The sequence below is a fragment of the uncultured Fibrobacter sp. genome (genome assembly GCF_947166265.1).
Lineage (GTDB): Bacteria > Fibrobacterota > Fibrobacteria > Fibrobacterales > Fibrobacteraceae > Fibrobacter.
On sequence record NZ_CAMVDO010000021.1, the window covers coordinates 26765 to 51097 of the forward strand.

Consider the following 24333-nt stretch of genomic DNA (forward strand, 5'->3'; position numbering starts at 1 on the left):
AGGGTAATATGTCAAATGTTTGTCGTAGAAGCAATGTGTTCCCTCGAGAACAGAAAAGTATTTGGCGTGATCAGCTTTTTTTGAGCAAGATAAATGATGCCAGATTGTTGCAAAAAATTGAAGATGTCTTTAAAAAGGATAAATCAGGCGAAAATATAAAGGCTTTTTTTTCTGAAAGCCAAATTTCAATAATGCATTCTCCTGTAACATGTGCTTTTGCCCAGGGGATTACTACATATGGACTTGTAGGTAAAAATCGAAAATTGGTTTGTAGATGCCCTTATGCGGCAGATGAGGCAAATCGAGTACGATGTGGCGTTGATTGGGATGTTTGTCATGGACTTTATGAAGCTCCTGTAATGGTAGATTTGGGTCCTGAACCCACTGTTGATGTTGCTCAACCTGCTCCGGAGCCCGCCCCCATACCTCCCGCACCAGATTCTGATGAACATGGTGAGTCAGAACCGGATCAAAAGCCCAGTGTGGTTGAAAAACCGAAGGGAGACGACCTGCCCAAGGATATACCACCGGAAAAAACTCCCGAAGATTCAGTACAAAATGTTGTCTTGCCACAACCGAGAATCGCATATCCTGACGCTTTGTCCTTGTCTTGTAGCGGCTATGACGTCAAGGGCGAAAAGGTTAGAGACGGCGGTTACGAAATACGAATTTCGTCTGGTGGTGTTTTTATTGCCAATGTCAATTCTTTCGGCGTCGTTTTTGGGAAACATCCCAAGTTGGTAATTGAAGAATTACCTGACAAGGGCTCTTTGGTTTCTTTCGATAACTTTGAAAAAATGAGTATTTGCTTACAACAGGAACCTACCCCAGTCGTTGATATTGCTATAGGCTTTACCAAGATATCTGTTTGTGTGAAATAATATTGGAGAAAAAATGAAGTCCATCTTTACATCTGACGAACAAAAAGAGAAAGCTGAAATACTTAAAGCGGAATTCAACGAAAAGCTAAAGCAACTTGTTGGGTCCAATTACTGTGTTGAAATTCGGAAAATTGTTCCGCCACCTGTTAAAGATTCGGATGGTTTCGCAAAAATATACCCCCATTTTTGCGAAACCATTCCGTATAGCAAAGAATTACAAGAATGTATTGAAGGTACAATTGCAAAACTTTATGAATCAGGATTGTCCCCTTCCGAAGCAAAGAAACCTGGATTGCTGCTAGGAAAAATCCAGTCGGGAAAGACTCGTGCGTTTGTCGGATGTATGGCGCGTGCTTTTGACAATGGAGTGGATGCCTGTATTATATTGACAAAAGGAACAAACGCTCTTGTTGATCAGACCGTGAAACGTATGAAATACGATTTCAGAGAGTGTAAAAGGGATGCCCTTCCTAAAATTTTCCCGACGGTATCAATCTATGATATAATGAAAAAACGTGTCCCGTTAAGGAAGTCCCTGATCAATGGCGAAAAGAATGTTTATATTGCAAAGAAGCAAGATGAAAACATGCAGATTCTTTTGGATGTTTTCTTAAACTCCGAACTTAGAGAAAAGAATATCCTTATTATTGACGATGAAGCCGACTTTGTGTCAAGAGCTTTTATGAAGAAGAAAAGCGATGTCAAAGAAGGGGTTATCGCTTCACAGATTGACAAACTGATAGAAGGACTTCCGAATTGTCGTTATTTGCAGGTAACGGCAACGCCGTATTCATTATATCTGCAGCCGGATAATTACGTAGATGTTTCCAATGGTAGGGTCGTTCCGTTTCGCCCGAGATTTACTGCCCTTGTGCCGATACATGACAAATATGTTGGATCAAAGCAGTATTTTGTTGAATCCCAAGACGACCAATCAATGTATAGTAGCCTGTACCATGAGGTTGCACCTGACTGCATTGCTTGCCTAACTACTGATAAGAAAGTTCACGGACATTTCATTAAAAGAGGCATATTGGTCAAAAATGTAGAGAATTCTCCCAAAATAAAGGATTTGCGCTGGTCTGTTATGCATTACTTTGTTGCATCGGCCATACGTGAAATACAGGAAGAAAATCTTGGGCATGATTCTTATCATACAAGCTATGTCATGCATGTTGGTACAGATAAGCTGGACCATGCTTGGGAAGCTGATCTGATAGAAACGTTGCTGAATTCTTGGGCTGATTCCTTGGCAACACCCGGTGCTGACATAGCTGGATTTAATACATTGTTTGATGAAATATATGAGAACCTTGAAAAATCTATTTCTTTGGGACGTGCACATGCATCGACTGCTTCTGACGAAAAAATTTTAACCATTCCTGACAAAGATGTCGTGTATACAAGAGTCCTGGAGTTGATTCAAAACGAAGAATACAATGTCCAATTAGTCAATTCTGACCAGAATGTACAAAGTTTGCTAGATGATAATGGACAACTTGAATTAACTCATAAACTAAACTTGTTTATTGGAGCCTTTGTTCTTGATCGTGGCATTACCATTAACCATTTATTGGTTTTTTTTTATGGAAGAGAACCTCAAACCAAACAACAGGCTACTGTTTTGCAACATTGCCGAATGTACGGAAATCGTTCTCTGAATGACATGGCAGTCACCCGTTTGTATTCGCAAAGAACTCTGTACAATGTCCTAAAAAAAGTCAATGAAATGGACGATATGATGAGGGAACGCTTTGCGGCGACAATAAACGATCCCAAAGCTGATCCGAGTATTGAATTTGTTATTTGCGATAAGAGTAATGGAATTATTCCCTGTAATATGAATAGTGTTGCTCTTTCGAAGGGGGTTGTTTGGAAGGCTGGAAAATTTGTATTACCCTCTGGGCAACAGACGATCAATTCAGTGGCGAGGTTGAGAGAACTTGTTAGACAAATTGGACACTATTTTGCGGGGAAGACTGAGCGCGTGTGCTTTGAAATTGATGCGAAGGATGCTATAGCTATGGTAAATTTGGCTAAAGAACAGTTTGTTTATAGTTCAAAATATGAAAATAAGGATTGTGAGTGGGACGGCTTGGATATGATTACGTTAATTGACCGCCTTAAAGATTCCAATGGAAAGATTCTTGTTTATACAAGAACTGGTTGCAATACTAGTCGTGTGAGATCCGATGGCAATGGCTTTATTGATGCTCCGTTAGATGGTCAAAAGGAAAGCCCTTATTTGAAAGCGCAAGCAACAAATGTACCCGTTCTGGCGATGCAATTGAATGAAGGCAAAAAGGTGCAAGGTTGGTTGGGAGAGCCGTTCTATTGGCCGGTGCTGTGTTTGCCGCAATCCATGGACAGTATTATGTATTGCCCTCGTTAAAACTTAAAAAAGCGGACTTCAAAGTCCGTTTTTTATTTTTTTTCCAAATTAGAGTGCGTTGTTTGAGAAAATGTTATATATTTAATATGTAGCTTTGAATTTGCGGGCTAGGAAATGATTAACTCATAAAGGGTGTCTGGAAATCATAAATTATGAAAATCCTTGTACTTGAAAACGTTATTCGCTGTACGAATCTTTTTGGTGAGTATGGTAAGCATGCCGTATCTAAGGAAGTTTTGGCACAAATATTTGCGGAACTTCAAAATCTTGTGAACTTAGAACGAAATGGCGGCATCCAAAGCTTGAAAGATTACCTCAATATGAATAATGGTAAATCGATGAAGGGCGGCGGAGAACACGTTTGGAAATATCAGCTTAATGATGGGGATAGGATTCTTTATACTTGGGGGAAATACCTGTCATATTTACAAGATGAAGATAAAGATTCTCTTGTATTACTTGCTTATGCGGTTCATGATAAGCAAGGATTGGCTGGACAAAAGCTCCCGGCAGAGCAACATTATGAAGATGCTCGCGAAATATTGAAAAAACGTTCTGAATTTACAGAGGCTGACATCAAGTCTCAGGAAGATTATAATGCTTTCTGCGATATTGTATTTGATGTTCCGTATCAGGCTAATCATGTAATTTATGTTGTGAGTGACGAAAATCTTGCAACGCTTGATTTGAGAAACCTTGATTTTAAGTTGTCGAAGAAACAGAGCGAAATAATTGAAAATTATCAGAAAAAACAGCAGCCTACTTTGATTTTGGGCGGTGCGGGAACGGGTAAGACCGTTCTTGCTGTGCATTTATTGAATGATTTCGCCTCAGAAAAGAAATGCGCTTATTTTACACAGTCGAAGGAATTGCTGAATTCTGTAGAAAATAAATACAAGTCTATTTGTGCTCATCCGGAAGGTGCAGATCCAGAATTTTGGGACATCAACGAATTTTGTCGCTCAGTTTTAGATGAAGGAAAATGGAGCCGTAAGAATTTTGTTGAAACCTCGCAATTTTTAAATGACTTCGTTGCAAACGATAAAAATGTTCAGCACGTATTGGAAAAGTATAGCCTTACTCCGATTGACTTGTGGACTGAAATTCGAGGGGTCATAAAGGGTGGTACAAAGTCCGATTGGACTAGAACGAAATTACTGGATTCCACGAAATTAGCCCCTGAATACATAGAGCCTTTTAGAGTGCTGAATAGCAAAGGCTTGATTAAAAGGAACGATGCTGACAAAAGATTGTTTGAGCTAGATCCGAAGTGGAAATCTATTGATTATGAACAATATGATTTGCCTGATGAAGCTACAGAATTTTTAAACTATTTGATTGAATACTTCGCTAGTTTTGACACAAGCAAAACGGAAATGTCCTTTGATGACTACGAGACATTGAATGAAGAAGTCTCCATGGTTGAGCAGTATGCTCGTAAAGATATTTATTGCAAGTGCTACGAAAAATACAAACAATGGCTGAGAGTTCGTGGGTTTTATGATGATAATGATTTGGCTTTAAATGCTATTGCAAAGCTGCATGAGGATTTTACAGGCCCGCAAAACGAACCTGTGGAAAAGATGTTTGATTTTGTCGTGGTAGATGAAATTCAGGATTATACGGAGTTGCAGATTTATTTGATTAGTCGGCTTGTCGACAGTAGGCGCCTTATTTTGGCGGGCGATAGTAAGCAAATCGTTAATCCGACCGTGTTTAATGAGCGCAAGTTGTGCCGATTGTTCCATGATGAAAATCAAAGAATTGAATTGAAAACTGAATTCCTGACACAGAATTTTAGGTGTCAGAAAGAAGTTGTTGCTGTTGCTAATAGGATTGTGACCAAGCGTAGAGAAAAAATTGGTGCGCAAAAACATGATGTGGATGAAGATGGCTGTCGAGATGGCGAAAAGCCTTTGTGCTTGGCGTGGAATGAAAATAATGTAAAAAAAATGCTTGGGGAGTTGCTTAAATACCCCAGTGTCGCTTTGCTTGTTCCGAACGACAATGTTAGAAATCAGATAATAAATCTTTATGGTGAAGAAAAATATCGCAATGCTCAGAACTCGTTGATTTATACAATTGCAGAAATCAAGGGTATGGAGTATAGGTATGTTGTCTGCTGTAATGTCTTGAGTGCTTATGATTCCATGTGGAACGAAATTATGGGCCAAAGAACAGCGAAAAAGACAAGGTATCGTTATTATTTCAATTTGTTCTATGTCTCGGTAACAAGGGCTCAGGAATTTCTGTGTGTCATGGAACAGAATGAAAAGAGCCTGCTTTACTCGGATTTGAAATCGACTGAAGGTTTATTATGTTGCGAACAGTCCTTTGATGTCCGTAAACTATTCCTAGATCAGTTGAGGAATGAAGATACGGACTGGTATGCTGATGCTGAGGATAATGAAGATGCAGGGAACTATCTCCGTGCATTGGAAAGCTATCGGAAAGCGAATGCGGATAATGAGGATATATGGCGTTGTATGGCCAAGTTGGCGGAACAGGAAAGAGATTATGACAAGTGCGTAAAGTACTTGTTGATTTTGGATCCAGATGATAAGAAAGTTAATCAGATTGATAATCTTAAGAAGTATATGGAAGAAGTAGAAGAATCCTCTGAATTGAGAAAAATTGGGGAAGTCTATTTGCAACCGGGAATCTTCTACAAATCAGGATTGGACTTGAATGTTGCTCTGAAGAGTGTTTACGGAGATTCTGATTCTCAGGAATTTATGACGGCTCTAAATGAGTTTGTCAGAAAAATGAATTCGTATATGGGTTCATTGATTAACGTTTAACAAAAAGGAAAGCTGTTATGCCTAATATTGAAATTGAAAATTTGATTAAGTCCTTTTCTGAATCGGTAAAGCTGGTTCAGCAGGTCAAAGCGCAGATGGACGAAATCCAAGACCAGATTTCTCCAGAAATCAAGAATGTCCATTCAAAATCACAGCAATTGCTGAACGCAATTGGAGCGAATGCGGAAGAGGTATTCAAGAAGCTGGATGAACGCGAAGAACTGGTGGATGAAAAATGCAAGGCCGCTCTTGAAAAAATAGATCAAAAAATGAGTGAAATAGGAAAGGTGCAAGCACCATCTTCTGTAGTCACCAAACCGGCTGTTGTGACTCCGAAAACATCAGATAACAAGGTTGAAGGTTGCTCGTATAAACTGATTGATGGAAAAGTTGAAATACGATTTGAACGGATCCCCTCTGTTGCCGTTCGAAATCGTTTAAAAGAACATAAATTCGGTTGGTCTAAGGCAAAGGCCGCATGGATTGGTAATGCTGATAGACATCCCGAAAATGTGACCTTGGCGAAGGAATTGGCCGGGGAAATTTGATTTTCCCCCAGGGCCTAGACCTTCTGCACGCCAATCACAACTTCGTCTTCTTTTTTGGATTCTTCACGTTGGGCTCTGCGATTGTCTTTAGATTTTTGTAGCATTTCACGTAAGTAGCCTAATCTCTCGTACAATCCGTCAAGGTCTCTTCCTTCGCAGTTGGCTATAATCTTGAGGTCATAGCGCGGTATAGTGCGCCAATTATCCAAATCGTCTTGGATAATCTGTAGGAATTCGTAAATGTCGGATCCAGGAGATGCGACGCTCAGTGCTTCTACAATGACTTTCTTTGCCTTGGCGTAGGCGTCGTTTTTGGGCATGGTACTGGTGTTCCCTTGCTCAATGCTCTTGGGGTCAAGTTCAGAAAGTTCTTTATAGGCGTCCCAGAAATCCTGGTTGATTGGTAGAGCATCCTCGTTGACTTTGCATTTTAGGCGCATCGCCAAATCGATTGCGTGAATTAACTTGCGCTCGCCAGCTTCGTTCTGGAAAACACTCCAAAGGAGAGATCCCTTTTTCTTGAGAACATAAAAGCCGACGTCAGCATCTTCTTTTGCTGCCGAAGCACTCTTGATTCGGTTAGGGAGAGAATTCACCCTTTCGGCGATTTCTGGGTGGTCTTTTTGAATGTTTGCCCATTCAAGTTTAATTTGGGTGAGCGGGGACATTTCATCAGCGTCTTCAGGGTCGGCGTTCACCATTTCGTATAGGCGAGATGGCTTAGGATTGTCTTCGTCAGCGGCTAGTACCTGGGCGTCTTCTCCAAGAATCTTGTGAATCATGGCCATCTTGTTTGCAGCGATTTCCCTAGAATGAATAACATCACTACCTTGCTCTGTCGGGAAATAGTTGAAGATGTACAGTTTGTCAAATACTTTTTGACCGATACGATTAATTCGTCCAATTCGCTGGATAACTCTCGTCGGATTCCAGGGAATGTCGTAGTTAATGACGAGTCCTGCACGGCTAAGGTTCAATCCTTCGCTAAAACGGTCCGAAACTAGCAAAACATCAAAATTATTTTTTTGCTTTTCTCGCGATGCGTCAAAGTTGTCAAGAACTTCATCGCTTGCGGATTCTGGTGCTAAAACTCGTTCGGCGTAATCTGATTTGTCGAAGTATCTCTTGACGTGGTCTATGGTGTCGCGGTATTCCGAGAATATGATGACTTTACGACCGGTTACATTGTCCAAGTCCTTGTGTTTGCAATTGAGGACGCTCCTGACGATATTTATGAGCTGTAACGCCTTTGGGTCTTCCTTCAATAGGTTCAGGTAATCGATTTCCTTAAGGATGTTTTCGAATGTTCCGATATCCTTGTCGAGATCGGCAAAGAACTTTTTCTTGTCGAAACACTTGTTCGCGACATCGTAAATTTCATCTTTGTCGCGGCTAGTGCGGGCTTGTTCGGTACGGGCAATTTCTTCAAAGAAATTGTCAAATTCCGCAGGGGTAGCATCATTTTCGCAAAGAGTCGTGAAACGATCTAAGAATTTGCGGCTTTGAAAAACAATTCCCTTGGTGATGGCAATTTGTTTTACATGTCGATAATACTGGATGGCGTTGGCGACAGTTTTTGCGAATGCTCCGAAAGAACTTTCAAAACGGCGAACTAACAAACGCCGCATAAACTTGTACATGCCTTCCTGCTGTACGTTATCGCTTTGTTCGTCGTTGGAACTTGCTGTATTGTATGCGTATGGCCTGTAGGCGGCACCCGTAAATGTTGTGTCGCTTAAGTATTCATTAATGACACGGTCATAGAAGTTGTTTTGTTCTGGGGTGAGTTCAAAGAATTGCTCCTTGGGTGGAACGACCTTTGACATCTCCTTTACATCTTTTGCGTAATCCGGGTTCGCTTTGATATCGAGTCTGTTACGGCGGATCGTGACGGGAGCGATAATCTCGCGGACCTCGTTAGAAATTTTTTGAATGATGTATAATAGTCTTCTACGGATTTTTGCAACTTTATTGGGATCTTTAATATCAACAATGTCTAAAGGTTCATCGCCAAAAAGAATTTTCCATTTTCGCATGCATTCGTCAAAGTATTTTCCTTCTTTATCAAAAAGATGGGCGAGAAGGTAGCTTGCCGCTACGAATGCGACTGTAAGATCCTGGAATTTTTGTTGTAAATCTCCGCCTGCAATTAAGTCTGAATTCCTTAAGTCGGTAAACAACTGCAACAGAGCGGCAAAATCTGCAGGACTATTGTTAAACGGAGTTGCTGTTAGTAGGATAACATTTCGACCGTTGCAAATACGCCAGAGCTTGGAGTAACTGTCGGTTTCTTGGTTGCGAAAACGGTGAGCTTCGTCAATAATGATGGTTCCGTAATCGCGTTCTTTGACCTCGTCCCAGAATCCTTCAAAGTCGGATTCAATTCTTCCTAATGATTCTGTGTACCATCCGCGTTGTGAAAGTTTGAATTTGTTGAGATACATCTCCCAACCGGATTTAGAATCTCCTCTTAAGTTCGGAGGACAAATGACAAGGCCGTTCCCTGTAAGTAAATTGCCTAACAGGCTTGCAATAATGGACTTGCCAAGGCCAACCACATCGGCGATGATAACGCCATTCTGCTTATTTTCATTCCTGTTAAGAATGTTTAATGCGGCAAGTACGGCGTCGCTCTGGTATTTAAAATTATTAAATCCCGCATCCTTCAGTATGCGGTCAATGCGTTCTTCGAGATTCTTGTCGGTAATGTTTTCTTTTTCGGCAATGGTTTTGACCACTTTGGCGTAGGCCTCAAATGGTGTTACTAGAGCAATGACCGACTCGTTTACCAGAATCTTGATAATGCGTTCCTTGGTATCGTCGTCCGTCAAAGGAATGGCGTCATCCCACCACTTGTCAAAAAGGATGCTTGCACGGTCGTAATCAAAGCTGTTGATATCTACATTGACTTCATTTTGCTTTTCAAGGGCGCTCCAGGTGAGGTTTGCAGAACCGGTGAGCCAATCCACCTCGTCATTTTTCATGGTGAACAGGTACATTTTGGCGTGGTTGGGTTCGCGGGTCTTGCGGATTTCGAGGCGACCTTCGCGGAGCAAATCAACAAACAACTTGTTGCGTTCAAAAAATGTTTCGTCATCGACACCTTTGCTAGCAAATACATTGTGCAGTGAATCGAGGAATGCGTCCTTGTATTCCTGCGAGACCATGCCGCTATGGGTCTTTGCAATTTCGATAATTTTACCCATGTGCTCTTCGGCTTCCATCCCCACAAGCACCTTGAGCTTGATATCGGGATTCTCTTTTATCGCATCGTGAAGAGGGCCTATACCCGAAAAATAGAAGTAACCGACAAGCGCCCGCAATTCCTTGGATTTGGAAATGAGCGATTGCAATCTTTCTTTGAAGGAGGTTTTTTGGTCAGAGTCTTTTTGTGTGGTGAGCAAAAATTGTGGCATAATTTCCTCTAGTTTTTCTTTACGCTCCAGAAGCCGGTTTTGTTGCTGCCGACGCGAACAATAAAGCCTTTTTCCTTAAGCGTACTTATGGCGCGCTTAATGTTTTTTTTCACTATAGGCGTGCAAGTCCTACAAGTCTTCCCCTTGTAAGAAGTCGTCGTCGGCTACAGAGCCGTGAGTTTCATGCGGTTTGTCGTTGCGAGCATTTCTCCCATCATCATTCTGAGCCGAGGAGCCGGCCTTCACTATTGCAATTTCTTCTGGCTTTAAATCATAGAGTTCATAGACAAGGTTGTCGATTTCCTCTTCTAGTTTCGATGTATTTGCAGAAGGGTTTTTCTTTTTTTCGGCCAGGATGGAGTCGACAATTTCCGCAATCTTTTTTGTATTTTCGTTTTCGGCTAGAGCGATCGGAACTTCACCGAAATATTTCCAAATCAGCTGATAACCATTCTGAATTTGTGTACAATATTTAGAAATAAGCCACCAGCCCATCTTGGAGTTCAATAGACCCAACAAAGCTTTATTCTCTGTAGGCAGAATCCACATAGAATTGTTGCAATAAAGACCACTTTCATCATATATGAAGCACGGTTTTACCTGGAATGCTTGATACATTATTTTCGGTTTTGCAAATTGCGAAAAATAACCGATTTGATCTTGAGTTTCAAACCATTTGTTACCAGTTTTCTTTCTAGCCTTTATGGCCTCACCATTTATGATATACTTCTTTCCGGTTTGTTCCAACCTTTCTTTTCCAAAAGACAATAGCCAACTTTTTACGCTAGGATAATCGTCTATATTCAAATTTCGCGCAGGGAAAGAACCTATTAGATATGCTCCAATTTCTGCATTTTGATAAGGTTGAACATCACGTCCTCTAATTACCGAATGAATGATTTTTTTCGCACTATTATCTTTTGAAATAATACTATTCTTTGTAGCTTCATCAATCAAAAAAGCCTTAGTCAATCCTGTCAGTACGCCTCGATAAGCTTCGCCACCGACAAAGTTTTTTAAACGAGGAAACGATTTCTCTACGCGATCTCGTAATTTCTTTTCAGCACTTGAAGACAACACCCAGGATTCCGCTCCAAAATCGGCTGTATCAAAAACATCTGATCGTTCAGGAATTTTAGACATATCAGCATCTTTCATATAAGACGCCTTAAATTTCGCTAACGGTTTTGTATTTTGAAGTAGTGGAATACAAACATAAGTCGTCGCATTAGCAAAAATTTGGTAGTCGCCAAAATCAACAAAATTCAAGATTCTTTTTTTTGTCAAATACAATCGTAATTCTTTACCATAACCTGCTTGCATCCACTTATTCGGCATGATGTATGTTAAAACACCATCTTTACATAGCAGATCCATACCCTGTTCAACAAAAAGGCAATATATATCACCTGTTTTATTAAAAGTTTCAAACGCCTCATTTTTGTAGGTATCGCTTATCGCTCCCATCGTTTGCAGTTGAATATACGGCGGATTCCCGATAACAATATCAAAGCCCTCTTTCCCTTTCCGGCTGAACACATCCCTAAAATAGGTGTGCCACAAGAAGAACGTGTCGTTAGGTACTGGCATCGCATCGATTTCCTTGCTCTTTTGGGGCGCAATGTACTTGAGGTATTCCTTAACATTGTTATTGATAGAAAGTGTGAGCGACTCCTTTTTGGCGTGGCTATCCGTCTTGTAGAACGTGTTCAAGTCTTTTTGAATTTGTTCCATCGCCTGCTTTTCATCAAATACTAGCGACAATTGGCCCTTAGATTGAGCCCTTGTACGCGACCCCTTTTCACCGGCAAGACCACTTAAGTCAATCCCTTCATAGCTTTCTAGCAGGCTGTTCCCCTGCATAATCTTGAATTCCAAATTGGGGAGCACTTCGGGCGTTTCTTCATCGACAATCAGGCTAAGCCAAAAACGGAGTCGGGCAATATCCACGGCACCCTTTTCGATATCCACACCGTAAATATTCTGCTGGATAATGTCGCGCTTCAACGCGGCTATCATCTTCTTGTCATGCTGTCTTTCTGCAGGTTGCAGGCTCTGGCGGCATTTGCAAAGCAAGTTCAAAAGTCCCATGGGAAACGCGCCCGAACCAATAGCCGGGTCACAAATCTTCACTTCGGCAAGTTTTGCATCCAGTTGCGTTTTTTCGCTGTCCGTGAATGCGGAGGTGTCTAGCGTCAAGACAAAGTTTCGAATTCTGGATTCGGTCATTTCGGCAGGCTCAATGACCTTAGAACATTCTGTTTCGAGGTAGGCAATTAGGGACTCGTTCACCATGTAGTTCACGATTTCCTTGGGCGTATAGAACGCGCCCTTGTCCTTGTTGTCTTCGAGCAAGTTCTCAAAAATCTTGCCGAGCATTTCTGGGTCCACGCTCACTTCGGCATCGGTGGGGTCATTCTCGTCAATGGTGAAATTGAATCGATCGAAAAAGTCAAAAAGACCACACGCTCTGTCGTCAAAATAGGGATTACGCTTTTGGGTCCAATCCTTGATATTTGGGGCCTTGCGCTCGGTATCCGAAAATTTCAAATTGCAGAAAACTGCCGCGGGCAACTTGAAATCAAGCTTGTCATCAGCATCGCGGTCAAATAGACCACAATTCAAGAACGGGAATCTGTATTTTCTCAAGGTTGCATTCTTGATATGCCGTTCATTCTCCTTGGTATTGAATTCACCGAAGAAAATTTCTTCAAGAACACTGTCAATAAAGTTTTCTCGGTCTTCCGGAGAAACTTCAAGGAACAAACTCTGCATAAAGTCTCGATCGCCCGTATTCCAATTGTCGGAATCCGCAAGATTGCCGAGCCAGCCCTTCTTTTGCAAGAACTGGATGAAGACTAGACGGCCCATGAGTTTTTTCACGTAATTGCGTACCGCCCGTTCCGCATCATCACCATAGATCTCAACAAATTGGTCGTAGATTTCGTGGTTTACGCCACTCATGTCCTTACGTTCGTACTTATTCTTCTTGACTTCTATGTAGCGGGCACCGGTAATGTACTGCACGATGTCTTCATAGAACACCTTGTATTCGCGGAAGAATTCGTCGCTTAATTTTTCCACATCAAACGCGGACTTGAACTCATCGTAATTTGCGATAGTTTTGCAAAGGCGAGTGCGGAAAGTTTTGTTGTTCTTGCCCGCTTCGACAAAGAAACTTTGACGACGATAATTGTTCAGTTCCATCTTACCGGCAGAAATTTCTGCCGTCACCAACGAGAGTCTAAAGTTCCCCGGTTCATCGAAGAAGAAAAAGAGCCCTTGTGTGAAAGACCCCTGTATAGGGCCATTCCCCATGTAGGGGTTGACGAAATTGTCCTTCAAAACTTTTACGGCAATATCGAACTGTTTGCGCCTGGAACTGCGTTCCGTAAGTATGCCGTCCATCTGCTTTGCACAGCAAAGAATAGGCTTGGGGCGTCCGTCCTGAGTAAAAAGAGTTGTGGAGCCCAAAATGGTAACACCATCGGTTGCCTGTTGTTCTGTACCGCCGAATTTTCCGGTTCCTTTTGAATCTCCTCTAAAAAGGGTCTTCAAAAAATTGTCAATGCGGATTATATCGCAATTTTTGATAATGGCTTCGAACTCGGGGTATGCGGTCATAAAGGCTCCTTGTGGGTTTACTGTGTATATATATCTTTTTTTATATAAAAAAGTCAATTGAAAATTGAAAAAAAGGCAAATAATCAATTTTTTGATTGGATAGAAGAACTGATTGAGAAAATATATATTAAGATTGATAGAAATTGCCCGATGACAATGAAGTCACCGGGCTTTCTTTCACCAACAACGGATACTTAAGGAAATTCTTTTACTTGCAACCCTTTGTTGCCCAGGTTCGGTTGTTTTTGTCCTGGATTACAATCTTTTCTTTGGTGTAGTGGACAAACTTTGTGCCGTTCTTGGCGATATAGATTTTCGGTTGTGCCATAAGGGCCTCCTTTTTAAGTCTTCATTATATATATCGTAAGGATTTTGGCGAATGTAAAGTGAAAAAAGAAAAAATCGCCAGCCAGAGACTGGCGATTCGGTGGTTGATTGCGGGGCTATGCCGCCATCAGCAGGCGGAATTCTTCTTTGAGTCCGCATTCGGCCATGATTTGGATGAGGTTGTTCTTCACGTTTTTCATGTTGGCGCGTTCGCAGCCGATGCGTCTGGCTGCTTCGGCGTCGGAGTAATTGCCTTCGCGGCAGAGTTCGTACATGATGTTGAACCTGTTGAGTGCCTTGGGGTCGTTGGCGGCAAGGCATTTTTTGATGCGGGCGACAAAATCCTTTTTGTCGAATTCACAGTCCTGTTCGTTGCGTTCCCCGGTAAAGGGGTTTACGTCGCAATTGTCGATGCGGGAATACGATTCCTCGTCGGAATCGCTGTTGCTTGTGCAGCGGTCGAGTTCCTCGCGCTTGCTGCGCTTGGCGTTTTTGCGCTTTTCGTCGCGCATGCGCCATTCCCCGATTTTGGCGATGTAGGCGGCAAAGGGAACCTTTCGGCTTGGCTCGAAATCCGAGACTGCCTTGCAGAAAAGCATATAGGTGGTGCCCGCCTGGTAGGATTGGCGTTCGGCAGGGCTGCAACCTCTGAGGCTGAAGTCGGAGTCGAGCAGGAACGACTTCTTTGCCACGAGTGTGGTAAAGTCGTCCCCGAAAATGGCCCAAATGGTTTGAATAGCCCTTTCGTAGTCTTCTGCGCTCGGGGCGGTCTGGACGCGCGCGATGAGTTTGTTGATTTCGGCGGTGGTTGCCTGGATTTTTTTTGTGGTGGTTGCCTGGTTGTTGAGCGCCATAAGCTACTCCTTGGGTGTGTGCCCCTATCGGGGCGGGGTGGATTTTTTTAGACAAAAAAAGAGCCCCTTGATTTAAAATTCATTTAAATCAAAAGGCTCTTTTTAAAGTCTTTCTATGTCAAACGATCTACAAGAGATCTACTTTACTACAAATAATATATGGCTGCTAGGTGATGCTGTCAGCTAAGGTGGTGAAAAAATCTCATTCATTCTCATGTCTCTAAATATAGTTTAAACCGGATGTCAAAAGCTGACAGTTTGTCATTTTTTTTGGCGATGTTTTGTAAACTTTTCTTTTACTAATCCTCGTCTTCACCGTTTTCCCATTCCTCTTCGGCGTCGGATTTCGGGATTTCGATTTCGCTCAGGAGCTTGCCCTTGGTCTTCTTGATGAAGGCTTTGGTGGTGTCCCAGTCGGCGCGCATGATGTAAATCAGGTAGCGCAGCCCCTCGTAACATTCGATTCCCTTGTGATTTTCGAAGAAATCGGCGTAGCTTTCGCCTTCGTACAGGGTGTGCTTATTTACAATGTCGGAAATGACGTCTTCGTATTCGGCCGGGTTCACGAGCTTGTCGAAAACGGACTCCTTCGTCTTGTAAAATGCGGGCATGCCATCAACTTCTGAAAGGGTGTAGAAAACAGGCTTGCCTTTTGCGGTCTGGGGCATGAGTTCCACTTCGGCAACGATAATTGCCGGATCCGGGCCGCCGCTGTACACTTCTACGCGGGCGTTAATGATCTGGTATTTCGTGTTCTTGGTAACTGCGTGTCCCATAAGGGCCTCCCTAAAAAGTGTTCACTATATATATCGTAAGGAATTTCTCTAATGTAAAGTGAAAATGAAAAAAAAATTAGGACCGTGCAAAAAAAACGCAAAAAGGTGGAGAAATTCCTAATTTTTCTAAAACCAGCGTATATATATAAAGATAGGGTCCCTTCCTATTCGCCCGGCGTGGGCGGCACGCCGAATAACCCTGATTCCGCAGGCGACTGCTTGCGGAAAGGACGAACTTGTGCATGAACAAGAAAAAAAAGAAACGGATGGTTGTTTCCGGAACCGAATCAGCGACTGTAAATGTAAAACACCGCAAGCATGATCCATTCTTCCGCTATATTTACGCGATTCCCGCCAACACGCGCACTCTCCTTCGGCTTGCGCGGCGCAGGAACCCCGAACTCCGCAAGATGCTCGCCTCTGTAGACATGGATTCCCTGGAATTGATTCCGGGCAGTTTTAGCTCTGTCAAGGAATGGGGGCACTCTGATCTCGCGTTCAAGGCGCGCATCAAGGGCGGTCCCGAAATTTTCGTGGGCATCTTGTTGGAGCACAAGTCCTACCATGAAAGCGACGTACTTTCACAGATTTACCGTTACACCTTCGAGGTCATGCATAACAAGGGTGCAACCGATTTCGGCTGGCTCCCGACCAAGGCGATTATCATCTACAATGGATGTGTCGGCTGGAACCCGCTGGCGGAATTCCGCACCAAGTACAGGGGGCAGTTCAATGGTCGCGAATTGCCGTTCGAGTGCGTCCTCGTGAATCTCGCCGACATTCCCGACGGGGCCTGCCTTAGGGAGCCGAATGTCGAGGCTTCAATCGGGGCTTTGGTGATGAAGCATGCCTTCGATGCCGATGGACTGAAAGGAATCGTGGACAAGTTGGCAAAAATGCTTTCCCGGCTGGATAATGGCGCAAGGGCTACCCTTGCGGAGAAAATTGTAGTATATTTAGGAGAGTACCTAGATGAAGAAGTCGTTGAGGAATTGCGTATGCGTATGAGTATCGGACAGGCCCTGGGCATCAAGACGGCTGGCGACCGTCTCCGTGCCGCAGAACGCGCCGCAGTTCGCCGCGGTCGGAAACGCGGCTTGGAAGAAGGCCGAAAAGAAGGCCGAAAGGAAGGCATTGAACAGGGGGCCAAGCAGGAACGTGAGAAGAATGATGCACAAAACGCTGCTCGCGATGCTAAACGGGTCAGGTTTCTACGTTCGCAGAAGGTTCCGGAGTCCGTGATTTCTGCGATGCTTGCGCTCAAGTAAAGAGATTCCCGAGTTTCTCCGTGCAACCGTAACACGGCAAAATTTGGCCGCAAAAGGGGCGGCCACGGCTATGCTGCCAGGGCCATGCGGCAGTCTTCGACCAGGTTGTAGTCGTTCAGGTGCTGGAGAAGCTGCTTGCGGTAGTTGTTTGTGGAGGCACGGGTGCAGCCCATGCGGCGGGCGGCCTCGGCGTCGGTGGGGTTCAGGCCGTCGTAGCAGATGTCCATGAGGGTGTCGAAGTAGCGGAGGAGCGTCGGATTGCCCTTGAGGCTGCGCTTGATGGCATCGATGGCGTCCTTGAGGTAGACGTTGTTTTCCATGTCGTTGGGGGCGCTGCAGTTCTCTATGTAGTCGAGAGGCTCTTCGCGGTCGTCTCTTTTGGCGTTCTCGCGCTTGTTGGTCTGGAGCTGCCATTTGACCTTGTTGGCTGCGTGGGCCATGAAGGGTACGCCGAGGGTGGCGTCGAATTCCTGGGCTGTCTTCAGGAATACTTCGAAGGTCTCTCCCATGACGGCGGCGCGGCGGTCAGCGACGCTGTAGCCGTGGTAGCCAAAATCGGAGTCCATGTTGTAGGACTGCTTGGCGGCGATTCCTACGATTTTGTCGCCGTATTGCTCCCATATCTGCCCGATGGCGCTTGCGCGGGCTTCCTCGGTCGGGGCGGTCTGGGCGAGCGCGATGAGGTTGTTGATCGGGGTGGCGGTGGCCGGGGTGTTGTTGTGACGCATGGGCGTACTCCTTTGGGTGTTTGAAGGTGTCCGTCGGCTGGCGGACGGCGAGAAAAGACGACAAAAGCCCCTTGATAAGTTTTTTATCAAAAGACGGTGCTGTACCGTAAATGCAAAAAAATGTGGATTTATTTGGTCAAGCCGAGGGCGAGACCATTATATATATAATGCAGGGGAGCGCTCATCGGGGCGCAGGAGGACCAAACAGAGAAAATATCAAAAACTCTCATGTTTACAAATATAGCTAGAACCAGCTGTCAAAAGATGACACTCGGATTTTAGACCTTAAAAAGTTTTGTAAATTTTACTTAACAGCATACCCGCAAACCAATTCATAATCGTGCTTATATATCGTTTTCAATTTTCAAAATGTAAAACGAAATCGCATTTTTTTTCAAAAAAAAGCGATTTTCAGCCCTATTTATAATTTCTTGGGGCAGTCCCGCAGAGTTCGTGTCAGTCTGCAAGCTTTTTTTGTGTTGGTGATTGACTATCGAGTATTGCAAAACGATAAGAGAATGTACAAGAGAAAAGGAGAGCTCCGATGTCTAAACTGACAGATGATATTGATGAATCTTACCGGCAAATCAAGAATTGGCCCGGCTACATAGAAGGCTGGCTGAAGACCTTCAAGACGTTTTCTGAGGGAACTTATGGCGTGTTTCGTGAAATCGTACAGGAGCATCCTGATATCGGCAAGGCCGCCATTATTATTATGGCGCATAATCAAGCTGGAAATTTGCTTACCCGTGTTCGAGATTCCTCCTGTAGTGACGACGATGCCTTTAATGAAGTTGTCGGTGCACTGGCTCCTATGTACGAGATGTTTTATGACCGTCTGATTCATGAGACCATCGAAAATCTGGATGGGGAACTCGAAGATACATAGGGAGTTGACTAAGGATTTTTTTTCCTTGCAGGCTACGCCGCCATCAGTAGGCGGAATTCTTCTTTGAGTCCGCATTCGGTCATGATTTGAAGGAGGTTGCTTTTCACGTTTTTCATGTTGGCGCGTTCGCAGCCGATGCGTCTGGCGGCTTCGGCGTCGGAGTAATTGCCTTCGCGGCAGAGCTCGTACATGATGTTGAACCTGTTGAGTGCCTTGGGGTCGCGTGCGGCAAGGCGCTTTTTGAATCGGACTAGCAAATCCTTTTTGTCAAAATCGCAGTCCAGTTCGTTGCGTTCCCCGGTAAAGGGGTTTACGTCGCAATTGTCGATGCGGGAATACGATTCCTCGTCGGAATCGCTGTTGCTTGTGCAGCGGTCGAGTTCCTCGCGCTTGCTGCGCTTGGCGTTTTTGCGCTTTTCGTCGCGCATGCGCCATTCTCCGATTTTGGCGATGTAGGCGGCAAAGGGAACCTTTCGGCTCGGCTCGAAATCCGAAACCGCCTTACAGAAAAGCATATAGGCGGTGCCCGCCTGGTAGGACTGGCGTTCGGCAGGGCTGTAACCCCGGAGACTGAAGTCGGAGTCGATCAGGTAGGAATTCTTTGCCACGAGAGCGGTAAAGTTCTCCCCGAAAATGGTCCAAAGGGCCTGAATTTCCCTTTCGTAGGCTTCTGGGGTCGGGGCGGTCTGGGCGCGCGTGATGAGTTTGTTGATTTCGGTGGTTGCCTGGATTTTTTTGGTGGTGGTTGCTTGGTTGTTGAGCGCCATAAGCTACTCCTTGGGTGTGTGCCCCTGTCGGGGCGGGTTGGAAATTTTTGACAATAAAAAAGAGCCCTTTGATTTAAATCAAAAGGCTATTTATATGTCTAGCGATCTACAAGAGATCTACTTTGCTACAAATAATATATGTCTAAGGCATCAATGCCTTGTGACTTCCCTTAATATAGGGGGGGATTCCTTCTCCTATCCCTCTCCCTTCTTGGGTGATAACCCAAGTTGGACATTATGGGGGCTTTTTAGGGGATGCCAACAATGCAAAAAATGCCTGGTGTAAATAAAAAAGTGAAAAAAACGTGCCAGCGTGGCACGGCGAAATTATGACCGCGAAAAGCTCTGCAAAATTTCCGTTGCGGCTGCAGCCCCGCTACAGTCCGTTGATGAGGGTGTTCATCTCGCTGATTCTTGAGATGTAGGTGCTTTTAAGCATCGAAATCGCTTCGTCGAAGGGTTTGTCCCTGTCGGGAAATTCGCTCGACTTATTGCTTATGGGCCACTTGGCGTAGTTTCGCTCGTTTGATTCTTTCGTATATTCGACCAGGGAGTCGATGAAAAATGGGATTTGTTCGAAGTTCGTCTTGTATTGTGCCCACCGCTCCTGAATCGTTTTTTTGAAGACGTCATTTGACATCAGTGCGGCAAACCATATGCCGCTTGTAATTTTCCACCCTTTCACGTTTTTTGCCAAGAAGGTTCCCCAGTCGAAATCCCATACGGGTCCTGCTTTCAGGGGACCATGGTCCTTGTACATAAAGACGCTTTTGGGGTGCATGGGTTCGCAGTTTTCGGCAAGTTCGTTGACAATCAGGTAGTCGGCAAAAGACGGAAAATCAAGATAGTCTTCGATGGAAAGAGTATCGCAATCTCCATAGAGAATGCATTCAATGGTGTCGATATAGCTTGCGATGTGCGATACCTGTTCCTCGGTTGGTTGGCTTGGACTCTTGATGTTGATGGGGAGGTCGTTGACAGGGGACCTGAACTTGAATTCTTCGTCGTAGTACTTGTCGAATTCCAAAAGGTAGGCGTCATCGCTGATGTTGAGACGGTTCTTGTTTATCTGGACTTTTTCGCAGACAAAGTAGTTGCCCAGGAATTTGCCGTTTAAAAAGACTTCCGCGAATTTTCCGCTTGGAACCCAATCGAGTCTTGTTTTTTTGGCGATTTCGAAGGCGACCGCGTTACGGATAAGCGTTCGGTCAAAATAGTTTGCGAGCAGAATCCATTTTTTTGCCTCTTTCATTCCCATGAAATTCTGCTTTTGCTCGAATTTTATGGTGTACGGCTTCTTGGGCTTAAGCCACGTTGAATTTCCCCTGCCGCTGATCGTGAGTTCCATGATTTCGCTTTCGGGCGCTCGCTCGCCCCATACTTGCAGCTTGGCAGGAACCTCCGTTTCGCGGTCCTTGATTTCCTGGCGATCCTCCGTCTCGATGACGATTCTCGGGATGCCTACATAAGGAAATTCCGTGTCGTCAAGAGGAAGGTAGTTCTTGACGTCGTCGCAGGAATCATCGAAACAGTTTGCGCTGTTGCTGCAGGCGGTAAATCCGCATGTCACGAACACGGTGAACGTGCATACAAGGAAATGCTGGGCGAATCGCCTGATTGTTGTCTGAAACGCCGTCATGGGGAGTCCTGCGAATATGGGGTAAATGTAGATAAAATTTGCAGGGTATAAATAAAGACCCCGATGCTTTTGCATCGAGGTCTTTAAGCTTTATGCGCTTTCGCGTTAGCGAGGTTTACGCCTTCCTGTAGCTCTCCATCGCTTCCACGCTGAGGCTCTTCACGAAGTTGTAGTGCTTGGCGACTTCAGCTTCAGCAAGGTTCAGGTACACCTTCATGCTCTTTTCGAACAGTTCCGGTGCCTTGGTGGCGTCGCGGAGCATGAGCTGGCTCATCACGCAGTTGGCGGCGAGTTCATACAAGTGACGGCTGCAGAGGTCGGTGAACTCGTTGTTGTTCGCGGCCTTCACAACTTCGATGGCTTCGTTGAACTTCGCGTCCATGGCCTTCGCGCGGGCCTTGAGGCTCTCGTATTCGGCGGCCACTTCGCCCGCTTCCAGTTCCTCGAGCATCTGGCTGTAGGTTCCGGTGGTGATGTGCGGGAGGGCGGCAACCGTCTGCAACTGCGTCGTGCCTTCGTAAATGGAGGTGATGCGTGCATCGCGGTAGAGGCGCTGGCAGGCGTATTCGAGCATGTAGCCGGAACCGCCGTGAACCTGGATGCTGTCGTAGGCGTTCAGGTTGGCGTATTCGGAGTTCATGCAGTCGCACGACCGTTCGGCTTGCGCCTCACTCTCGCCTCCGCCCCAGCTTAACGCATGGGGCTTTGAGGCTCACGGGCAAGCGGAGTGCATGCAGAGGCGAGCTTCGTGTAAAGCTTGAGTTCGGCCTTTTCTTCGTCGGTGAGCTTGCGGTCACGTTCGATGTCTTCCAGTCCCTTGTAGATATCCACGTAGCGGGATGTCTGGTAAAGGAGGGCGCGGCCGGCATCAAGGCGGGCCTTGATGTTGGAAAGCATCTCGTAGATAGCCGGGAAGTTGATGATGGCCTGGCCGAACTGCTTACGGTGTTATGAGACCGTTTCGCTTGCGCTTCACTCTCGCCAACACGACTCGTTGATACGAGTCGCTTTTGGCTCACAGCGTAGGCGAGAGCTTCGTTGTAGGCCATCTGGCTGATGCCCACGGACTGTGCTGCAATGCCGAGGCGGGCGCCGTTCATGAGGGCCATCACGTACTTGATAAGACCGAACTTGCGGCGGCCACAGAGTTCAGCTCTTACACGACCGTTCGGCTTACGCCTCACTCTCGCCTACACGGCTCATTAAGATGAGCCGCTTTAGGCTCACAGCGTTCTTGTAGACAAGTTCGCAAGTCGGGCTTCCGTGAATACCGAGCTTGTTTTCGATGCGGCGCACGTTCACGCCACCGTCGCGCTTGTCGTAGATGAACATCGAAAGGCCGCGGCCGTCGTGGGTGCCTTCTTCGGAGCGGGCGAGCACCAGGTGAATGTCGGAGTCACCGTTCGTGATGAAGCGCTTCACGCCGTTCAGGTACCAGCACTTGTCTTCTTCGCTGTAGGTGGCCTTGAGCATCACGCGCTGCAGGTCGGAACCGGCATCGGGTTCGGTCAGGTCCATGGACATCGTCTCGCCGGCGCACACGCGCGGGATAAAGCGGGAACGCTGGTCCTCGTCGCCGAATTCATACAAGGTCTCGATGCAGTCCTGCAGGGACCAGATGTTCTCGAAACCGGCGTCTGCAGAGGCGATCATTTCGTTGATGGCCGTGTAGGCGGTAATCGGGAAGTTCAGGCCGCCGAAGCGGCGCGGCATGGTCACACCGTTGAGGCCAGCCTTGCGGGTGGCTTCCAGGTTCTCGTAGGTTTTGCTTGCGTAGCGCACGCGGCCGTCTTCGCAGTGGGGGCCTTCGGCGTCCACGTCTTCCGAGTTCGGGAAGATGGTGTTCGCGGTGATGTCGCCTGCGACTTCGAGCACGCGGTTGTAGCTGTCTATCGCGTCGGCGTAGTCTTCCGGCGCGTAGTCAAAGCTGTCCTTGTCGGCGTAGCCGTTTTCCTTGAGCTCCACGATGCGCTGCATCAAAGGAGAGCTTTCAAGGTTGAACTGGGGGCATCCTCGAAAAAATCCTTCTAAAAAATTCGGCTGCGACACTTCGTGCAAGTTCGTCACTCGACTTGGTAAAGACCTCCAGTATTCACCAAGTCTCGTTCCTTCTTGCACTCGGTCTCGCTCGAATTTTTCTGACGAAGTATTTTTCCTCGGCTGCCGGAATCTCTGGATGGCCTGTGTAAAAATTCGCCGTTGTATAAAGGGGGAGGTGTCCCCCTCGCTTTAGCCCCGGCCCCCGCCCCTATAATCGCTCCCTTCGGGAACCCAAACAAAACCCGCCCCGGCCGGGTCTTACGCTACCCCCACTGCGGGTGCTCAGACGCCGCACCCGCAACGCCCGGGCTTAATACACAGTGCACCCTGTCTTGCGACAGAGTGCTCTATGAATATCATTCTCTTTTACTTAAATTACCCTACAAATGTGTAAAAATTGCAAATTGTAGGGTAAATTGTGGAAACTACGCTTCAAGTATCTTGACGATGTTCGGATATTTTGACTTTGCTTCTGAAAGGATTTTATTTCTCCATTTCTGCGGAAATTCCAAATAAATCTCCTTGGTGCGCAGGGTTAAATCGTTTCTGTCGATAATCAAGTCGCTCAGGGAACGGATTGTTGCCGCATCTTTTTCTTTCTTGGCATCATCGTTCCTTAACGGTTGGACAAGAATTTTGTGTAGGACGAATGCCGAAATTTCCGGAACGTTCAAAGAAATCTCATTGAAAGAAACTTGTTGCGAATACTTGCTTGCAATGTCCATATAGGCAAGCATTTGTGCGGAAAGAGTCAGATGTGGGACCTTTACCACGCTATCGCCATTTCTCATCTTGGTTACAAGGAATTCAATCTCCAAATCTTCGCGTTCGTATTTCGTCAATCCCGATGCAAGGTCGTTCAGCGGCTCGAAACCCAGTTTTTCCAGGACATCGGGTATGTTGATTTTCGGGATATTCACATTGGGCTCACGAACCAGAAAATCCAAATCGGTCGTGCGGAGCGCTGGGATTTCGGGAGCGTTGTCATAGACGTGTTTGTAAACGAGCAAACACCAGCTTCCAACAAGAATCAGCCTTCTCAATGCGCCCGCATCTTGAAGTTGGGTCAGAATTTCTATAAAGTTATTTTCGGGCGAGTTTTCCAAGACTCCTCCTTATTTCGGCAATGTCCTCTTTTACGCTTTTGAACTTGGATTTGATATCCCTTCTCTTGGCGTCTTGCTCCTCGAATGACTTGGCTTCGGGACTGTTGCCTTGGCATAGATATTCCGTTACTACCTGGTCGCCTTTTCTTGAAACAAGATAGAAGTAAATCTTCTGTCCGATTTTCTTTTTTCGCAGAGACCCTTTGGGGAAGGCTTCGAGCATGGCGGAATACTTCGCCTGAAGCCTTTCCAGCCGATCGAGTTCTTCTTTCAATAT

The 24333-nt window shown here is 45.5% G+C and carries 15 protein-coding genes and 1 pseudogene; 6 read left to right on the forward strand and 10 right to left on the reverse strand.

Translation table 11 applies throughout. The annotated features are described in order from the left end of the window. Positions 1 to 8: 8 nt before the first annotated feature. The 4 genes from Q0W37_RS10745 (at position 9) to Q0W37_RS10760 (ending at position 6622) form a co-directional block, all read left to right on the forward strand. Positions 9 to 881, forward strand: coding sequence for a hypothetical protein (locus Q0W37_RS10745; protein ID WP_297701460.1), 873 nt, complete (start codon positions 9 to 11; stop codon positions 879 to 881). A 13-nt stretch (positions 882 to 894) separates the two neighbouring features. Then, positions 895 to 3273 (forward strand): Z1 domain-containing protein, encoded by a 2379-nt coding sequence (locus tag Q0W37_RS10750; protein WP_297701462.1) that lies wholly within the window; start codon positions 895 to 897, stop codon positions 3271 to 3273. Between the two features lie 152 nt (positions 3274 to 3425). Then, a complete protein-coding gene (locus Q0W37_RS10755) occupies positions 3426 to 6074 on the forward strand; it encodes a UvrD-helicase domain-containing protein (protein ID WP_297701464.1) in 2649 nt (882 codons plus the stop codon). A 17-nt stretch (positions 6075 to 6091) separates the two neighbouring features. Then, positions 6092 to 6622, forward strand: coding sequence for a hypothetical protein (locus tag Q0W37_RS10760; RefSeq protein WP_297701466.1), 531 nt, complete (start codon positions 6092 to 6094; stop codon positions 6620 to 6622). 14 nt (positions 6623 to 6636) lie between these two features. On the opposite strand, the gene Q0W37_RS10765 is transcribed toward Q0W37_RS10760, so the two are convergent. The 4 genes from Q0W37_RS10765 to Q0W37_RS10780 form a co-directional block, all read right to left on the reverse strand. Continuing rightward, positions 6637 to 9975, reverse strand: a complete 3339-nt coding sequence (locus tag Q0W37_RS10765) for a helicase-related protein (protein ID WP_297701468.1) — start codon at positions 9973 to 9975, stop codon at positions 6637 to 6639. 192 nt (positions 9976 to 10167) lie between these two features. Continuing rightward, positions 10168 to 13662 carry an Eco57I restriction-modification methylase domain-containing protein gene (locus Q0W37_RS10770; RefSeq protein ID WP_297701470.1) on the reverse strand — a complete coding sequence of 1165 codons (3495 nt, stop codon included), beginning with the start codon at positions 13660 to 13662 and terminating at the stop codon, positions 10168 to 10170. A 443-nt stretch (positions 13663 to 14105) separates the two neighbouring features. Then, positions 14106 to 14843 carry a hypothetical protein gene (locus Q0W37_RS10775; protein ID WP_297701472.1) on the reverse strand — a complete coding sequence of 246 codons (738 nt, stop codon included), beginning with the start codon at positions 14841 to 14843 and terminating at the stop codon, positions 14106 to 14108. A gap of 299 nt (positions 14844 to 15142) precedes the next feature. Beyond that, positions 15143 to 15619 carry a hypothetical protein gene (locus tag Q0W37_RS10780; RefSeq protein ID WP_297701474.1) on the reverse strand — a complete coding sequence of 159 codons (477 nt, stop codon included), beginning with the start codon at positions 15617 to 15619 and terminating at the stop codon, positions 15143 to 15145. Between the two features lie 242 nt (positions 15620 to 15861). Here Q0W37_RS10780 and Q0W37_RS10785 point away from each other — a divergent pair, with 242 nt between their 5' ends. Beyond that, a complete protein-coding gene (locus Q0W37_RS10785; protein WP_297701476.1) occupies positions 15862 to 16887 on the forward strand; it encodes an Rpn family recombination-promoting nuclease/putative transposase in 1026 nt (341 codons plus the stop codon). Between the two features lie 68 nt (positions 16888 to 16955). Here the strand turns inward: Q0W37_RS10785 and Q0W37_RS10790 are convergent, their stop codons facing one another. Beyond that, positions 16956 to 17453, reverse strand: a complete 498-nt coding sequence (locus tag Q0W37_RS10790) for a hypothetical protein (RefSeq protein ID WP_297701478.1) — start codon at positions 17451 to 17453, stop codon at positions 16956 to 16958. Positions 17454 to 18159: 706 nt separating this feature from the next. Here Q0W37_RS10790 and Q0W37_RS10795 point away from each other — a divergent pair. Continuing rightward, positions 18160 to 18504 carry a hypothetical protein gene (locus Q0W37_RS10795; RefSeq protein ID WP_297701479.1) on the forward strand — a complete coding sequence of 115 codons (345 nt, stop codon included), beginning with the start codon at positions 18160 to 18162 and terminating at the stop codon, positions 18502 to 18504. A gap of 32 nt (positions 18505 to 18536) precedes the next feature. Here the strand turns inward: Q0W37_RS10795 and Q0W37_RS10800 are convergent, their stop codons facing one another. The 5 genes and pseudogenes from Q0W37_RS10800 to Q0W37_RS10830 form a co-directional block, all read right to left on the reverse strand. After that, on the reverse strand, positions 18537 to 19271 hold the full coding sequence (locus Q0W37_RS10800; RefSeq protein WP_297701481.1) for a hypothetical protein: 735 nt from the start codon (positions 19269 to 19271) through the stop codon (positions 18537 to 18539). A 376-nt stretch (positions 19272 to 19647) separates the two neighbouring features. After that, positions 19648 to 20910: a CotH kinase family protein gene (locus Q0W37_RS10805; protein WP_297701482.1), complete on the reverse strand. Its 1263-nt coding sequence runs from the start codon at positions 20908 to 20910 to the stop codon at positions 19648 to 19650. Positions 20911 to 21025: 115 nt separating this feature from the next. Further along, positions 21026 to 22887 (reverse strand): annotated as a pseudogene (locus Q0W37_RS15430) (acyl-CoA dehydrogenase family protein). Positions 22888 to 23375: 488 nt separating this feature from the next. Continuing rightward, complete coding sequence (locus Q0W37_RS10825; protein WP_297701490.1) at positions 23376 to 24056, reverse strand: GSU2403 family nucleotidyltransferase fold protein; 681 nt, start codon at positions 24054 to 24056, stop codon at positions 23376 to 23378. Beyond that, a partial coding sequence (locus Q0W37_RS10830) for a hypothetical protein (RefSeq protein ID WP_297701492.1) occupies positions 24034 to 24333 on the reverse strand: 300 nt, incomplete at its 5' end. The genes Q0W37_RS10830 and Q0W37_RS10825, both read right to left, overlap by 23 nt.

What these genes read in the sequence shown, in the direction of transcription:
- Q0W37_RS10745 (WP_297701460.1), top strand. Translation starts at nt 9, where the DNA reads ATGTCAAATGTTTGTCGTAGAAGCAATGTGTTCCCTCGAGAACAGAAA.
- Q0W37_RS10750 (WP_297701462.1), top strand. Translation starts at nt 895, where the DNA reads ATGAAGTCCATCTTTACATCTGACGAACAAAAAGAGAAAGCTGAAATA.
- Q0W37_RS10755 (WP_297701464.1), top strand. Translation starts at nt 3,426, where the DNA reads ATGAAAATCCTTGTACTTGAAAACGTTATTCGCTGTACGAATCTTTTT.
- Q0W37_RS10760 (WP_297701466.1), top strand. Translation starts at nt 6,092, where the DNA reads ATGCCTAATATTGAAATTGAAAATTTGATTAAGTCCTTTTCTGAATCG.
- Q0W37_RS10770 (WP_297701470.1), bottom strand. Translation starts at nt 13,662, where the DNA reads ATGACCGCATACCCCGAGTTCGAAGCCATTATCAAAAATTGCGATATA.
- Q0W37_RS10775 (WP_297701472.1), bottom strand. Translation starts at nt 14,843, where the DNA reads ATGGCGCTCAACAACCAGGCAACCACCACAAAAAAAATCCAGGCAACC.
- Q0W37_RS10780 (WP_297701474.1), bottom strand. Translation starts at nt 15,619, where the DNA reads ATGGGACACGCAGTTACCAAGAACACGAAATACCAGATCATTAACGCC.
- Q0W37_RS10785 (WP_297701476.1), top strand. Translation starts at nt 15,862, where the DNA reads ATGAACAAGAAAAAAAAGAAACGGATGGTTGTTTCCGGAACCGAATCA.
- Q0W37_RS10790 (WP_297701478.1), bottom strand. Translation starts at nt 17,453, where the DNA reads ATGGACTCCGATTTTGGCTACCACGGCTACAGCGTCGCTGACCGCCGC.
- Q0W37_RS10795 (WP_297701479.1), top strand. Translation starts at nt 18,160, where the DNA reads ATGTCTAAACTGACAGATGATATTGATGAATCTTACCGGCAAATCAAG.
- Q0W37_RS10800 (WP_297701481.1), bottom strand. Translation starts at nt 19,271, where the DNA reads ATGGCGCTCAACAACCAAGCAACCACCACCAAAAAAATCCAGGCAACC.
- Q0W37_RS10805 (WP_297701482.1), bottom strand. Translation starts at nt 20,910, where the DNA reads ATGACGGCGTTTCAGACAACAATCAGGCGATTCGCCCAGCATTTCCTT.